16 protein-coding genes are annotated in these 13,191 nt (G+C 52.6%); 15 read left to right on the top strand and 1 reads right to left on the bottom strand.

What is annotated here, in order from left to right; translation table 11 throughout:
- Nucleotides 1–183: 183 nt before the first annotated feature.
- The 14 genes from FPL14_RS06595 to FPL14_RS06530 all read left to right on the top strand — a co-directional run bounded on the left by FPL14_RS06595 (nt 184) and on the right by FPL14_RS06530 (nt 12,508).
- On the top strand, nt 184–1,146 hold the full coding sequence (locus FPL14_RS06595) for a metal ABC transporter solute-binding protein, Zn/Mn family (protein ID WP_182302264.1): 963 nt from the start codon (nt 184–186) through the stop codon (nt 1,144–1,146).
- 16 nt (nt 1,147–1,162) lie between these two features.
- On the top strand, nt 1,163–1,951 hold the full coding sequence (locus FPL14_RS06590; RefSeq protein ID WP_182302263.1) for a metal ABC transporter ATP-binding protein: 789 nt from the start codon (nt 1,163–1,165) through the stop codon (nt 1,949–1,951).
- Nucleotides 1,952–1,956: 5 nt separating this feature from the next.
- On the top strand, nt 1,957–2,898 hold the full coding sequence (locus FPL14_RS06585; protein ID WP_182302262.1) for a metal ABC transporter permease: 942 nt from the start codon (nt 1,957–1,959) through the stop codon (nt 2,896–2,898).
- Nucleotides 2,895–3,779: a metal ABC transporter permease gene (locus tag FPL14_RS06580; protein ID WP_182302261.1), complete on the top strand. Its 885-nt coding sequence runs from the start codon at nt 2,895–2,897 to the stop codon at nt 3,777–3,779. Before FPL14_RS06585 ends, FPL14_RS06580 begins: the two co-directional genes overlap by 4 nt.
- Before the next feature lie 88 nt (nt 3,780–3,867).
- Nucleotides 3,868–4,662 (top strand): Cof-type HAD-IIB family hydrolase, encoded by a 795-nt coding sequence (locus tag FPL14_RS06575; protein ID WP_229263808.1) that lies wholly within the window; start codon nt 3,868–3,870, stop codon nt 4,660–4,662.
- Nucleotides 4,663–4,668: 6 nt separating this feature from the next.
- Entirely contained in the window at nt 4,669–5,154 is a 486-nt protein-coding gene (locus tag FPL14_RS06570) for a DUF456 domain-containing protein (protein WP_182302260.1), read from the top strand.
- A 14-nt stretch (nt 5,155–5,168) separates the two neighbouring features.
- A complete protein-coding gene (locus FPL14_RS06565; protein WP_182302259.1) occupies nt 5,169–5,891 on the top strand; it encodes a ThuA domain-containing protein in 723 nt (240 codons plus the stop codon).
- Complete coding sequence (locus tag FPL14_RS06560) at nt 5,891–7,540, top strand: putative polysaccharide biosynthesis protein (protein WP_324617924.1); 1,650 nt, start codon at nt 5,891–5,893, stop codon at nt 7,538–7,540. Before FPL14_RS06565 ends, FPL14_RS06560 begins: the two co-directional genes overlap by 1 nt.
- Before the next feature lie 158 nt (nt 7,541–7,698).
- Complete coding sequence (locus FPL14_RS06555; protein WP_182302258.1) at nt 7,699–9,249, top strand: hypothetical protein; 1,551 nt, start codon at nt 7,699–7,701, stop codon at nt 9,247–9,249.
- A 99-nt stretch (nt 9,250–9,348) separates the two neighbouring features.
- Nucleotides 9,349–9,696, top strand: a complete 348-nt coding sequence (locus FPL14_RS06550) for a thioredoxin family protein (RefSeq protein ID WP_182302257.1) — start codon at nt 9,349–9,351, stop codon at nt 9,694–9,696.
- Between the two features lie 203 nt (nt 9,697–9,899).
- Complete coding sequence (locus FPL14_RS06545; RefSeq protein ID WP_324617877.1) at nt 9,900–10,853, top strand: COX15/CtaA family protein; 954 nt, start codon at nt 9,900–9,902, stop codon at nt 10,851–10,853.
- A gap of 141 nt (nt 10,854–10,994) precedes the next feature.
- Entirely contained in the window at nt 10,995–11,237 is a 243-nt protein-coding gene (locus FPL14_RS06540; protein ID WP_182302255.1) for a hypothetical protein, read from the top strand.
- Nucleotides 11,168–11,704: a Cthe_2314 family HEPN domain-containing protein gene (locus FPL14_RS06535; RefSeq protein ID WP_182302254.1), complete on the top strand. Its 537-nt coding sequence runs from the start codon at nt 11,168–11,170 to the stop codon at nt 11,702–11,704. The genes FPL14_RS06540 and FPL14_RS06535 overlap by 70 nt, the downstream gene beginning before the upstream one ends.
- Nucleotides 11,705–11,731: 27 nt before the next feature.
- Entirely contained in the window at nt 11,732–12,508 is a 777-nt protein-coding gene (locus FPL14_RS06530; protein ID WP_182302253.1) for an SDR family oxidoreductase, read from the top strand.
- 55 nt (nt 12,509–12,563) lie between these two features.
- On the opposite strand, the gene FPL14_RS06525 is transcribed toward FPL14_RS06530, so the two are convergent.
- Entirely contained in the window at nt 12,564–12,809 is a 246-nt protein-coding gene (locus FPL14_RS06525; protein ID WP_182302252.1) for a NifU family protein, read from the bottom strand.
- Nucleotides 12,810–12,906: 97 nt separating this feature from the next.
- On the opposite strand from FPL14_RS06525, the gene FPL14_RS06520 reads away from it, so the two are divergent.
- Nucleotides 12,907–13,173, top strand: a complete 267-nt coding sequence (locus FPL14_RS06520; protein ID WP_182302251.1) for a YuzB family protein — start codon at nt 12,907–12,909, stop codon at nt 13,171–13,173.
- Nucleotides 13,174–13,191: the final 18 nt, after the last annotated feature.

The following is a 13,191-nucleotide window of genomic DNA, read 5'->3' as shown; positions in this document are numbered from 1 at the left end:
GAATAGCAAGCCTAAGATGTCGTCTTGAGAAAGACGGCATTTTTCTTTTAAAAATATGTTGCATCGAGTAAACTTTTTTGTATATTATAAAAAAAGAAGGCTTGAGGAAAGTATTAGTCCCTATCGCAAAATATTTGTTAATAGGCAATTAATAGAGAGAGTTGGAGAGAGGAGAATTTCAGCATGACAAGAACCAGTACGGCTAGAGCTTTGCCATCATCGATTAAACGCTTATTTTGGGTTATCGCCTTTTTAACCGCGGCGATGTTCGTCCTCTCAGGCTGCGGAAGCGGGCAAAAGACGTTCAAGGATGAGGGGAAGCTGCATGTGACCGCAACGATCGGGATGATCTCCGATGTCGTCAGGGAGGTCGGCGGCGATCGCGTGGAAGTCATCGGATTAATGGGTCCGGGCGTGGATCCCCACTTGTACAAGGCTTCGCAAGGAGACATCGGCAAGTTGGAGGACGCGGAAGTCATTTTCTACGGTGGATTGCATTTGGAAGGAAAAATGACGGAAATATTCGAGAAAATGAGCAAGAAAAAAACGGTAGTCGCCGTTACGAAGAACATCCCCGAACAGCAATTGCGGTCGGTTGCGGAAGGGACGCACGACCCGCACGTATGGTTTAACGTCAGGCTGTGGATGAGCGCGACCGAGACGATACGGGATACGCTGATCGAACGGGACCCGGATCATAAAGCCGGCTATCAGTCCAGAGCGGAAGCGTATCTCGCTAAGCTTGAAGAGCTTGACCGTTATGCGAAGGAGCAAATCGCGACGATACCGAAGCAAGGAAGGGTTATGGTCACGGCGCACGATGCGTTCGGTTACTTCGGGGATGCTTACGACATCGAAGTCGTAGGTTTGCAAGGAATCAGCACCGCGGCCGAGTACGGCTCCAAGGACGTGACCGGATTGCGGGATATGTTGGTCGAGCGGAGCATCAAAGCCGTATTCGTCGAGTCGAGCGTACCGAAAAAATCCATCGAAGCCGTCATCGAAGGAGCCAAGAAGAAAGGTCATGAAGTGAAAATCGGAGGCGAATTGTTCTCCGACGCGATGGGGAAAGAGGGAACGGAAGAAGGTACCTATATCGGTATGGTTAAGCACAACGTGGATACGATCGTTGGAGCTTTGAAATAGGAAGGAGCGGATAAATATGTTTTCACGCCAAAGGTTGACCTCCCCGTTGTCCGTAACGGATTTAACGGTCGCTTATCAGAAAAAACCGGTTATTCGGAACGTTTCGTTCGAAGTTGCCGAGGGAGAGCTTATCGGCATTATCGGACCGAACGGCGCGGGGAAATCGACGCTTATCAAAGCGATTCTCGGTCTTCAACCGACTCTTAGCGGCCAAACGTTAGTGTACGGCAAACCTTATCCCGCGCAAAGGAAACTTGTCGGATACGTGCCCCAGCGGGAATCGGTCGATTGGGATTTTCCTACGAACGCTTTGGATGTCGTTATGATGGGAAGGTATGGGCATCTCGGCTTGCTAAGGCGTCCGGGAGCCAAAGAGAAAGCGATCGGAATGGAATGCTTAGCCAAGGTAGGGATGGCGGATTTTGCCGGAAGACAGATCAGCCAGCTCTCCGGAGGGCAGCAACAGAGAGTATTTCTAGCACGGGCGTTGGCCCAAGACGCCACGCTATACTTCATGGATGAACCGTTCGCGGGCGTCGATGCCGCAACGGAAAAAGCGATTATTACGTTGCTGGGCGAATTGAAACGGCAGGGGAAAACGGTTCTTGTCGTACACCACGACCTGGCCACCGTGGAGCAATATTTCGATTCGGTCATGCTTCTGAACGGAGAGCTCGTGGCATTCGGTCCGACGGCTACGACTTTCACCGAGCAACGGCTGCAGGAAGCATATGGCGGCAGATTGACTTTTCTTAAGAGCAGCGCTTCCGAAGAACCGGCCATTCTAGCCGGAACGGGACGGTGATCGCGATGTTGAATCTGTTCACCGATCCGAATCTTCAATGGATATTGCTCGGCAGCATGCTGCTTGGGTTAAGTACGGGAGTCATCGGCACGTTCGCTTACTTGCGGAAGCAAAGCTTGATCGGGGACACCTTGGCGCACGCGGCTTTGCCGGGTATTTGCATTGCTTTTATGCTGACGGGCGTCAAATCGGTGGCCTTCTTCATGATAGGGGCGATCGTTGCCGGGATGATCGCGACGGTAGGGATCAGCTGGATTACCCGCTATTCGCGAATTAAGCCCGATGCGGCGATGGGGATCGTGCTGTCCGTATTTTTCGGGGTAGGTATCGTGCTCCTTACGCAAATTCAGCATAGCTCTTACGGCAATCAAAGCGGGCTGGATAAATTTCTGTTCGGTCAGGCCGCGTCTATGACGGCCGGCGACGTCTATACGATGACGGGGGTCGCCGTCGTCCTGATCCTAGCCTGCGCGGCGCTATTCAAAGAGTTCAAGCTGATCAGCTTCGATTCCGGTTATGCCCGGGGGCTTGGTTTCTCCGTGGCGACATTGGAACAATTGCTGTTATGGCTCGTCACGATTGCCGTAGTCGTAGGTATACAAGCGGTCGGCGTCGTACTCGTCGCGGCCTTGCTCATTACGCCCGCCGTATCGGCGCGTTATTGGACGGATCGTCTGGGCGTCATGACGATACTGTCGGGCGTGTTCGGCGCTGTAAGCGGCGCGATCGGAACTTGGATCAGCTCGGGGACGGAGCAGTTGCCTACGGGGCCGTTAAGCGTGCTGACCGCAACCGCATTGTTTACGTTCTCCGTCATGTTCGGCCCGCGCAGGGGAGTCGTCGCCAAGCTCGTCCGGCGATATGCCGCCAAACGGGAATGGGCGGAGGAGAAGGAGAAGCAGTCTGCCGCAGGCTCTTCCTCGAACGGACGGGGGGTGTCGTTATGAGCGGATTTTGGATCATGCTGACGGGAGCGCTCGTCGCCGCTTGCTGCGGCATACTCGGTTGTTTTCTGATTTTGCGCCGAATGGCGCTAGTGGGAGACGCGATCAGCCATTCCGTTCTTCCGGGCATCGTCATCGCCTTCTTGATCAGCGGATCGCGCGATTCTTTTTTCATGCTGTTCGGAGCTGCGATGATCGGTTTCATTACGGTGTTCCTCATTCAGATGTTTCAACAGAGCGGCGTGCAGAGCGATGCTTCCATCGGAGTCGTATTTACTTCCCTGTTCGCCGTAGGGGTTCTCTTGGTCAGCCTCAACGCTCAACAGGTCGATCTGGACTTGGACTGCGTGCTGTACGGCGAGATCGCCTATGTCCAATGGAATCAGTTGATGGTCGGGGGCATCGAGATCGGACCGAAAGCCGTATGGCTGCTCGGGATTACCTTGTTCCTCATCGTGGCAGTCATCTCGCTATTTTACAAACAATTCAAGCTATGCGCGTTCGATCCGGCCTTGGCGGCCGCCATCGGAATACCGGTTGCCATATTCCATTACGTGCTTATGGGTTTAGTCTCGATGGCAACGGTGAGCTCTTTCGAGAGCGTAGGCGCTATTCTCGTGGTAGGGCTGCTCATCGTTCCCCCGTCGACGGCTTATCTGCTGACGGACCGGTTGGGGACGATGATCGGGTTAAGCCTCGTTATCGGCGTAATCAGCTCGGTGGCAGGGTATTATATCGCAGCGGTGCTTGACGCTTCGATCGCCGGCTGCATGGTATGCGTCGCGGGCGTACTGTTCCTGCTGGCATTCTTATTCTCGCCTACACAGGGGCTCGTAACCCGCAAGCTGAGACAAAGGGCATCCATGGCACGAGAAGTCTATTAGCAACTTAACGGCTGGACAGAGAGGTCATCTGTCCGGCCGTTTTTTAAATTTCGAATTACGTGTCCAAATGTGATAGAATGACGTTGAATTGCACTTGGATACGGCAGCAGGGGAGTGGAAGGAACAGTTGGCTTACGAAAGAGGAAAATATAAACTGTTGGCTTTGGATCTAGACGGTACTTTACTTAACGATCGCAGCGAAATCAGCGATACGAACGCGGAGTGGGTGAGACATGCCGTCGAAGCGGGCGTAACGGTATGCGTATCGACGGGACGCGGGTTCAAGAGCGCGCTTCCGATCGTCGAGCAATTGGGCTTGGATACCCCGATGATAACGGTTAACGGCGGTGAGATATGGACGAAGCCGCATTCTATCCATCGACGTACATTGCTTGATACGAGCAAGGTCATGAAGCTTCATGCTTTGGCGGAGAAGTACCCGGACGTATGGTATTGGGCCTATACGACGGAGGATATTTATAACAAGGAACGCTGGGCGGGAGATACGGAAGCGAGCCATTGGCTGAAATTCGGGTATTATTACGAGGACGTGACGATCCTGGGAGAAATTTTGAAGGAAGTCCAATCTTGGGAAGGCCTCGAGATTAGCAATTCGTCGCCATTTAATATAGAAATCAATCCGCTGGGCATCTCCAAAGCGACGGCGCTCATGGAAGTGTGCAAGATGAAGGGTTACGACATGTCGGAAGTCGTGTCCGTCGGAGACAGCTTGAACGATATCGCGGCTATTCGGGCGTCGGGTCTCGGCGTCGCGATGGGCAACGCTCAGGATGAAGTAAAGCTCGCGGCTAATGCCGTGACGGGAAGCAATCAAGAGAACGGCGTTGCTCAGGTCATACAAAACTATGTGCTGAGGACGTGAGCTTGAGTGGATATTTTGGGCTGGGTATTGATTTCGGCCTTATTCGTAGTGGGAATGGCCGGTGCGGTTTATCCGATTTTGCCCGGCGCTTTGGCCATCTACGCGGCTTTCTTCGTGTACGGTTGGTTTTTCTCGTTTGAGCCGTTCGGCTTCTGGTTCTGGAGCATTCAAACGATCATCGTCATTATCCTCTTCGTAGCCGATTATATGGTCAACGCTTGGGGAGTCAAGAAGTTCGGAGGTTCTCGGGCTTCCGTCGTCGGCAGTACGATCGGAATCCTCATCGGGCCGTTCGTCATTCCGGCATTCGGTCTAATTATTGGACCTTTTGCCGGTGCCGTAATAGGGGAATTGATCCACGGCTCCGATATGAACCGGTCGATCAAGGTCGGATGGGGATCCTTGGTAGGCTTATTTACTAGCACGATCGTTAAAATTTTATTGCAGGGCGCCATGATCGTATTGTTCGTGATCTGGCTTATCGTCCATTAGAAGGAGCGATGGGAATGGTTCGTGTAACCGTATGGAACGAGTACAAACATGAACAAATTCATGACAAGGTTCGAACCGTTTATCCGAACGGAATCCATGCGGTTATCGCGGAAGGTTTGGAAGCTGCCAATCAGGGCTTCGTCGTCCGTACCGCAACCCAGCCCGAGCCGGAACACGGATTGACGCAAGATGTGCTGGATCATACGGACGTGCTGATCTGGTGGGGCCATATGGCGCACGACGAAGTGGACGACGGGATCGTAAGCAGGGTTCACGAACGCGTGATGAACGGCATGGGATTAATCGTGCTGCATTCCGGACATTTCTCGAAAATATTCAAGAAGCTAATGGGGACCGGCTGCGACCTGAAATGGCGAGAAGCGAACGAGAAGGAACGCATCTGGACCGTTGACCCCTCGCACCCCATCGCGGAAGGCATTCCGGAATATTTCGAACTGAAACCGGAAGAAATGTACGGAGAGCATTTCGATATTCCCGCGCCGGACGAGCTTATTTTCGTAAGCTGGTTCGAAGGCGGAGAAGTGTTCCGAAGCGGATGCACGTTCCGTCGCGGCCAAGGAAAAATCTTTTATTTTCGCCCGGGGCACGAAACGTATCCGACGTACTATCATCCATTGGTTCGGCGCGTTATCGCCAACGGCGCGAAATGGGCCGCTCCTTCGGGCGCCGCGCGTCCCGTGCGGGGCAACCATGAGCCGCTTGAACCCATCAACTAATCTTACCCAAAGAGGTTTATTTTGAAAAAAGACACTTTACTCAAAAGCACGCTAATCCTCGCGGCCGCGCCCTTGTCGCCCGGGCGCTCGGCATTTTCCAGCGGGTACCGCTCGATTATCTTCTGAACGATCTAGGGAATATCTATTACAACGTCGCGAACAACATTTATTTGTTATTGCTTATCGTGGCTACTGCGGGCATTCCAAGCGCCGTCAGCAAGATGGTGTCCGGACGTTATGCCATCGGACGCGTCATGGAAGCGCAACAGGTTTATCGCGCAGCAATGTTGTTCGGCGCGGCTGCGGGCGTCATCATTACTATCGGATTATGGTTAGTCGCCCCTTTTATCGCTAAGTCGATTCTGAACGAGCCTGAGGCCGCTTCGGCGATTCGGGCGATCGCGCCCTCCCTGCTCTTGTTCCCTATGATCGCGATGATGAGAGGGTATTTCCAGGGGCGCCAGTTCATGACCGCGGGCGGAATTTCGCAAATCATCGAGCAAATCCTTAGGGTATTCGCCGCGGTAGCTATCGCTTATGCCTTGTATGCGATAGATAAAACGGATCAGCAAGGCATCGCTTCCGGCGCTTCGTTAGGCAGCGTATTCGGCAGTATCGGCGCCTTCGCGGTTATGCTGTATTACTCCCGCAAGCTGAAAGCGAGCGACCGCAACGAGCCTCAGCTTCAGAAAGATTCTTCGCAGCGACTTCGCCTGAGCGGGATTTACCGCGAACTGTTCAGCTTATCCATTCCGATCGTCATGACCGCGATTACCGTGCAGTTGTTATATACGTTGGACAACTTCATGATCAAGTCGTTAACCGTCGGCCATTTCGAAGCGGAGACGATTAACCACTGGGCAGCGGTATACGGGATGAACGCCCAATCGATCGCGGGGATCCCGATCATTCTGGCGGTGGCGCTTTCCCAGTCGATTATCCCGCATATTTCGTCCGCGCACGCGATACGGGATAACGAGCGAGTAGGGAGCCAAGCTTCCCTAGCGGTCAGGATCGCGTTATACAGCGGCATGCCCGTCGTTCTGTTGCTCGGTATAGGCGCATACAGCGTAAACGGACTATTGTTCGAGAACGCGACCGGCAGCGCGATCGTCGCGATGCTGACCTTGGGGACGCTGTTCCAGATCGGCATGATGGTAACGAATTCGATCCTGCTCGGGATCGGAGAACCGAAAAAAGCGACGATGCACGCGATTACCGGCGTATTGATCAAGGTGATTCTCAGCTTCGCGCTTGCCCCGGCGTTCGGGGTATACGGAATCATCGCGGCAACGACCGTCTGTTTTATTTGGTCCTTGTCCTTCAACATCCTCAGCTTGCGCAAGCGTTCCAAGTTCAAGCTGCTCGGAAGCCGCTGGATCGGTTTTCTCCTCGCTTCCGGAATCGTCGCGGCCGCGCTTGCCTTAGTAGAGTGGGCAGTGTTAGAGATCGGCGAAGGACTTCCGGACAAGGTGGCGTATTTCTTATCCTGCGCGGTAATGGGAGGAGTGCTCGCGGTACTCTATCCGGCGTTGCTCGTTTATTTGCGGGTCGTTACGGCGGAAGAGATCTCGAATTACCCTCGCCCGGTCAAACGATTGCTAGCGCCTTTTATGAAGCTCAGATCGCGAAGCGCGTCATCTTCATAGTTCGGAACGACGGCGGCAATATCCGTGAATGCGGATATGCCGCTGTTTTTTATTGTTAATCTTTCCCCTTTGGAAGGATTTTCAATATGGACGTCGAAATTCAACCAGTCTAGAAGCTTTAATTAATAAGTTGTCTAAGGATAAAGGAGAGAGATAACGTGAGAGGCCGTTCTTTTAGAAAAGCAGGGGTATTATTATTCGTATTGTTGTTGGCCGTTGTTGTCGGATGCCAATCGATCGGCGGGCTTAATCTGAACGATATGCTCATTAAGCAATTGGACGTGAATGAGCAGGAGCAGTCCCAATCGTTCGAGTTGGAGCTTGAATTCAACGACGAGCTATTGGCCAAGGAAGACCCGGAGATCACTTCGCTGTTGAAAGCGATACAGAAGCTCTCGTTGAACATTACCCATTCCAAAGTCGACGATAAGGGCAATCAATGGGTGACAGGGGTCCTTAAGTTGAGTAAAGGGGATATCCCTTTCACGTTGCACTCGGACGGCAAAGCGATCCGATTCGACGTCGAAGGCGCCAAAAGGCCGTTTGTCGTGGAGCTTCCCGACATGGGCTCGATGTTGTTCGGTTCGATGGGATCGGAAGGCGATCCGCAGCAACAGATCATGGAATCGGTACGCCAGTTGATCAAGAACGTCGCTTCTTATTTCGTGAACGGGCTGCCGAATCCTCCGGTCATCACAGTCGATCAAGTGTCTTCGCCCGTTAACGGCGTTTCGACGAAATTGACGAAGGTTCATGCCGAAATCGATGGCGAACAGCTTGGAGAATTGATTCCGGTCTATTTGGATAACTTGGTCAAGGACAAGGAAGGTTTCCGAGGCGCACTGCGCGGCATGGTGCAATGGGTTATGGAATTGCCTCCCGAGATGAAGCGTCTGTTCGGCGGATCCGAGTTGTTCGAAGAGGATGTCGATATCGACGCCATCGTCGAAGAAGGCGTGAACGAGTTATTCCCTATTTTGGAGGAAGCCCAAAAGGAACTGGCGGATATCCGCAACGAAGAGGATTGGAAAAAAGCGTTCAATAAAGGAATTAACGCAAAGGCGGATCTGTTCGTGGACGATTCCTTGCATCTGCGCAAATTCCAGGCGGAGCTCAATATCGCGCCCGAGATTTTCGCGGATGAAGAAATCCCGATTAAGAATATTAAGATCCTCAGCTCCGGCGAAATGTGGAACGTAAACGGAGACGTCGACGTACCGGCGGTTCAAGTTCCGATTAACGCGCTGAAGCTGGACGGATTGAACGATATGCAGGCGTTCCAGTTCGTACGGGTGTTCGAAGAGGATTCGGTACTCTACGGCATTCTCAAGAACGATTTCAAAATCGACGATCAATCTTTCGAATTAAGCGACGAGTGGGGCATTCCTTTCTTCGTCGATTCGGAAGGAGTCGCTTACGTTCCGATCAGGGCAACGATGGATGAGTTCGGGGTTCGGTTGAACGTACCGTCCGCCAAAGGAGAAATCCGCTTCTACGATCAAGCGACGGAGCAAAGCTTTTTACTCCGGAGAGGCTCGGCTAAAGCAGCCGTGAACGGCGAAGCGATCACGCTGAAGCATAAGATCGTAACGGACGGACCGATCGCGTACGCGTCCGCGGAAGATTTGTTCGGTCTCCTTCGCGCCGAATATAAAGTGACGGAATTGGATAACGGAGAAAGCATTTTGGAGGTTACGAGGGATTTGTAATCTTGATTGAGCATCGTCGTCAGGGTTGCGGCGTTTTGAACTCCATCCTCCAAGAGGTTATAATAACATCCAAGAGACGACGAGGGGTGGGAGCAACGAATGAAAAAGATTACGGACGAAGCCGTATTTCGCGAGACGATCGCGCAGGACCGGCTGACGGTTGCCATTTTCAAGACCACTTGGTGTAAGGATTGCCATTTTATCGAGCCTTTTATCGCCGACGTGGAAGCCGCATACGCAGATCGTTTAACGATGATCGAGCTCGATCGGGACGATCTGGCCGATCTGTGCAGCGAGTTGAATATTCTTGGCATACCGAGCTTCATCGCGTTTCGCAAAGGCCAAGAGCTCGTGCGTTTCGTAAGCAAGCTGCGCAAAACGCGCGAGGAAATCGAGCAGTTCTTGGATCGGGCCGTCGAAGTATCGGGTGCTCTCGCGGGCAAGTGACATAAACGAAAAGATGGTTTCCAGACCTCTTCACCCGAGTTCGGGCGAAGAGGTTTTTCAATGAAGCCGTCGCGGAAAATTAGGCAATAATATGGCTAATCCCTGGCGCTATCCAATGTTCACATAATGAACATGGCTTTGAAAGTTGGGGTTGGGTATAATGGGAACTGGCCCCTTGCGCCAACTTTCACAAGAAATCGGGGATGGGCATGACTTCACAGAGATATCGTTTATTAACCTTACTTACATGCATAGGAATGTTTTTGGTGTTGATCGCAGGCGTTCTTGTCACGAATACGGATTCCGGTCGGGGCTGCGGCACGGATTGGCCATTATGCAACGGTCGGTTCGTACCTGCGTATACGGTCGAATCCATGGTAGAATACAGCCACAGGATGATCAGCGGATTGGTCGGCCTGCTCGTCGGCGCCACTTACTTGGTTACCCACTTCTGGAAGCCGGCTCGGAACAAGGAAAATCTTCTGTATGCGGGCGGCTCGTTATTGTTCACCGTCATGCAAGCGATTTTGGGAGCGATGGCGGTCGTCTGGGAGCAGTCTTCTCTCGTTCTGGCGCTCCATTTCGGGATTTCCTTGTTCGCCTTCACGTGTACATGGTTGTTATACTCGCGGGTGAAACGGGAGACAACGCTTGATTCGGGACAAACCGCTGCCCGTGCTTCTACGAAGGTAACAGCCCCGGCTAACTTGCCGAAGGCGTTGTTCCGCAGCATGGTCGCGATTCTCGTCTACTGCTATGTCGTCGTCTACTTGGGGGCGTACATCAGGCATACGAGCTCCGGAGGAGCATGCGAAGGCTGGCCATTATGCAACGGAGCAATCGTGCCCGAGTTGTCCGGCTCGGTTGGAGTCGCTTTCGCCCATAGGATAGCGGCGCTGGTACTGCTTATTCTGGTAGCGATTCTGGCGATCTATGTCCGCAGAGTCGCAGGCAAAGATTCCGAGCTGACGTCCATCGGCAATAAAGCTCTCGTGCTTGTATGCTTGCAAGTGCTGAGCGGAGGTCTGCTCTCCTTTACCTTAAGTAACGAAGATGTATATATTTTCACGGGACTCCTGCATACGATCATCATTTCGGCGCTGTTCAGCATGCTCGTATTGTTGGCTATTCGAACGCGGCAATCCTCTCGCGGTTAGCGTTCGACCGGCTGGAAAACGGATAAAACGATTGGAGACGGCGACGCGCAACCGTAATTGGTTGAGCCACCCGTCTCTTTTGCGATACAATGGAATAATCAATTTATACGCTCGTATAGATGCAGGTAGGAGGAACGGCCGTTGCTGAGAGTGTTGTTCGGGGAACAACCCAGAGAGTGGGAAGGAACGTCGCTCGAGACGGTACGGGCGATCGAACAGTTCGCTGCGCTGTCCTCTAAGCTCGCGGAACGATTGCCTGAGCAATCCTCGAAATTCCGTACGTACGAAATAGGGCGCAAGGGCTGCTTCGTTCAATGGATGAGCTTGAACAGAGTTGTTATGCGGCCAAGCGATATTCAAGACTTGTTCATTCCAATTTCGTGAACGAGCTGTCGCCGGAAGAACGATTCCATTATTATCAACACGTTTATTTCGATAAAAACGCCTATATCAGGGTGTTCGCCTTGCTTGATAAGCTTGGGACGTTGCTTAATCAATTGCTTACTCTCCGCACCGAGCGAATGAAAGCGCATTTTTCTTATTTTACGGTGCTCAGGAATATGAGAGAGAACCATTTGCACGTTGAACTCATGAAACCTCTTAACGAACTGAAGGAACGCCATCAGGGCGCGATGAGCCGGTTGCGCGGCCGAAGGAATTTGGAGATTCATCAGATGAACGCGGAGCTGAAGGACGATCTTAATCAAAGCCTTGCCCAGCACGGGGGACGAAGGACGATCGAGAATCTGGGTTCCAATATGGAAGATTTGGATCAAGGCTGGGATATGGTTCACGGATCTCTTAATCATTTCTTTCGGTATGCGTGCAAATGGTTGCGGAAAATGGATTAAGCCAGTGACGGAAATGGGGGATGCGGCGTGAAGTTAGGGGGAAAAACGGCGTTAATTACGGGCAGCGCCAAAGGATTGGGCAGACGGACGGCTCTTGAGTTGGCCGCGCAAGGTTGCGACGTCGCGATTAATTACGTGACGAGCCGCGACGAAGCGGAGGTGCTTGTGACCGAAATCGAGGCGATGGGGCGAAAGGCATGCGCGATTCAAGCGGACATCGCCAAAGCCGACGATGCCGAAAGACTCGTCTCCGAAGTCGAGAGCAAGCTTGGCGGAGTCGATATCCTGATCAACAATGCAGGGCCGTTCATTCGCGAACGACGTCTATTCGCCGACTATAAAACGGAAGACATCCATTATTTGATGAACGGCAATCTCGTCGGCACGATGTTGATGGATCATCGGGTATTGCCGGGCATGAGGAGCAGGCAATGGGGGAGAATCATTCATTTCGGCTTCGGGCATGCGTCGGAGGCCCGATCTTGGCCCCATCGCGCCGTGTACGCGGCGGCGAAAGTCGGCCTCGTATCGTTCACGAAGACGTTAGCGGTCGAAGAAGCGGCGAGCGGAATTACCGTAAACATGATTTGTCCCGGGGATATCCGAGGCGGGAACAAAGAAAAAAGCATCGTCGACGTTGCGGGCATCCTCGACGACGAGTCGCCGCGAGGCCGTCCGGGAACGGGCGAGGACGTAGCCAGAATGATCTCTTTTCTCTGTTTGCCGGAGTCGGATTTCATTACGGGCAATACGATTGACGTGTCCGGCGGGCTTGATCCGATTCGCACGCACCTGAAGAGATGACAAAAGGCCCTGCCGCAAGGACAGGACCTTCACCACTTCCGCTTAAGAAGGAAAATCAGAACACTTGAACGACTTCCTGAATGCCTTCGACTTCTTCCAGCAATGCGCGCTCGATACCTGCTTTGAGCGTGATTGTGGAGCTCGGACAGCTTCCGCAAGCGCCCATAAGACGCAATTTGACGACGCCGTCCTCGATGTCGACGAGCTCAACATCCCCACCGTCGCGTTGCAAGAACGGACGTAATTTATCGAGAACGTCGATGACTTCATCGTACTGCGTGCTTGGAGCATTTGTACTCATGATCATCCACTCCTTTCAAATTCTATTATAGTACAAAAAGCCGGGTTTTCAAACAGACGCTTGTTAGCATTTCGCGTAAGGAAAGGAAAAGGAACCTATGCATATCGTGGAGTTCTGCGTAAGTAACATGCACCACGGAACCGACCGCGTATTGAAAAAATTAGAAAGCCTTCCGGATATCGAAGTGATCGAATACGGCTGCCTCGGCAATTGCGGGGAATGTTATTTGTCTCCGTATGCGCTCGTTAACGGCGAAAGCGTCGTTGCCGAAACGGCCGAGCAGCTTTACGATCTCATATTGGACGCCATTGAGAAGCAAGAGACGGAACGGGCGGCAATGGATAAGCTGCTGGACGATCTTTAAGCGGATGAGGCTATCGAA

The organism is Cohnella cholangitidis, assembly GCF_014107495.1.
Lineage (GTDB): Bacteria > Bacillota > Bacilli > Paenibacillales > Paenibacillaceae > Cohnella > Cohnella cholangitidis.
Note: the sequence above shows the minus strand (reverse complement) of the source record. Positions and strands in the feature narration are given on the sequence as shown.

Excerpts from the sequence above, each read along its gene's own strand:
- FPL14_RS06595 (WP_182302264.1), top strand. The coding sequence starts at position 184 with ATGACAAGAACCAGTACGGCTAGAGCTTTGCCATCATCGATTAAACGC.
- FPL14_RS06590 (WP_182302263.1), top strand. The coding sequence starts at position 1,163 with ATGTTTTCACGCCAAAGGTTGACCTCCCCGTTGTCCGTAACGGATTTA.
- FPL14_RS06585 (WP_182302262.1), top strand. The coding sequence starts at position 1,957 with ATGTTGAATCTGTTCACCGATCCGAATCTTCAATGGATATTGCTCGGC.
- FPL14_RS06580 (WP_182302261.1), top strand. The coding sequence starts at position 2,895 with ATGAGCGGATTTTGGATCATGCTGACGGGAGCGCTCGTCGCCGCTTGC.
- FPL14_RS06565 (WP_182302259.1), top strand. The coding sequence starts at position 5,169 with ATGGTTCGTGTAACCGTATGGAACGAGTACAAACATGAACAAATTCAT.
- FPL14_RS06550 (WP_182302257.1), top strand. The coding sequence starts at position 9,349 with ATGAAAAAGATTACGGACGAAGCCGTATTTCGCGAGACGATCGCGCAG.
- FPL14_RS06545 (WP_324617877.1), top strand. The coding sequence starts at position 9,900 with ATGGGCATGACTTCACAGAGATATCGTTTATTAACCTTACTTACATGC.
- FPL14_RS06535 (WP_182302254.1), top strand. The coding sequence starts at position 11,168 with ATGGATGAGCTTGAACAGAGTTGTTATGCGGCCAAGCGATATTCAAGA.
- FPL14_RS06525 (WP_182302252.1), bottom strand. The coding sequence starts at position 12,809 with ATGAGTACAAATGCTCCAAGCACGCAGTACGATGAAGTCATCGACGTT.
- FPL14_RS06520 (WP_182302251.1), top strand. The coding sequence starts at position 12,907 with ATGCATATCGTGGAGTTCTGCGTAAGTAACATGCACCACGGAACCGAC.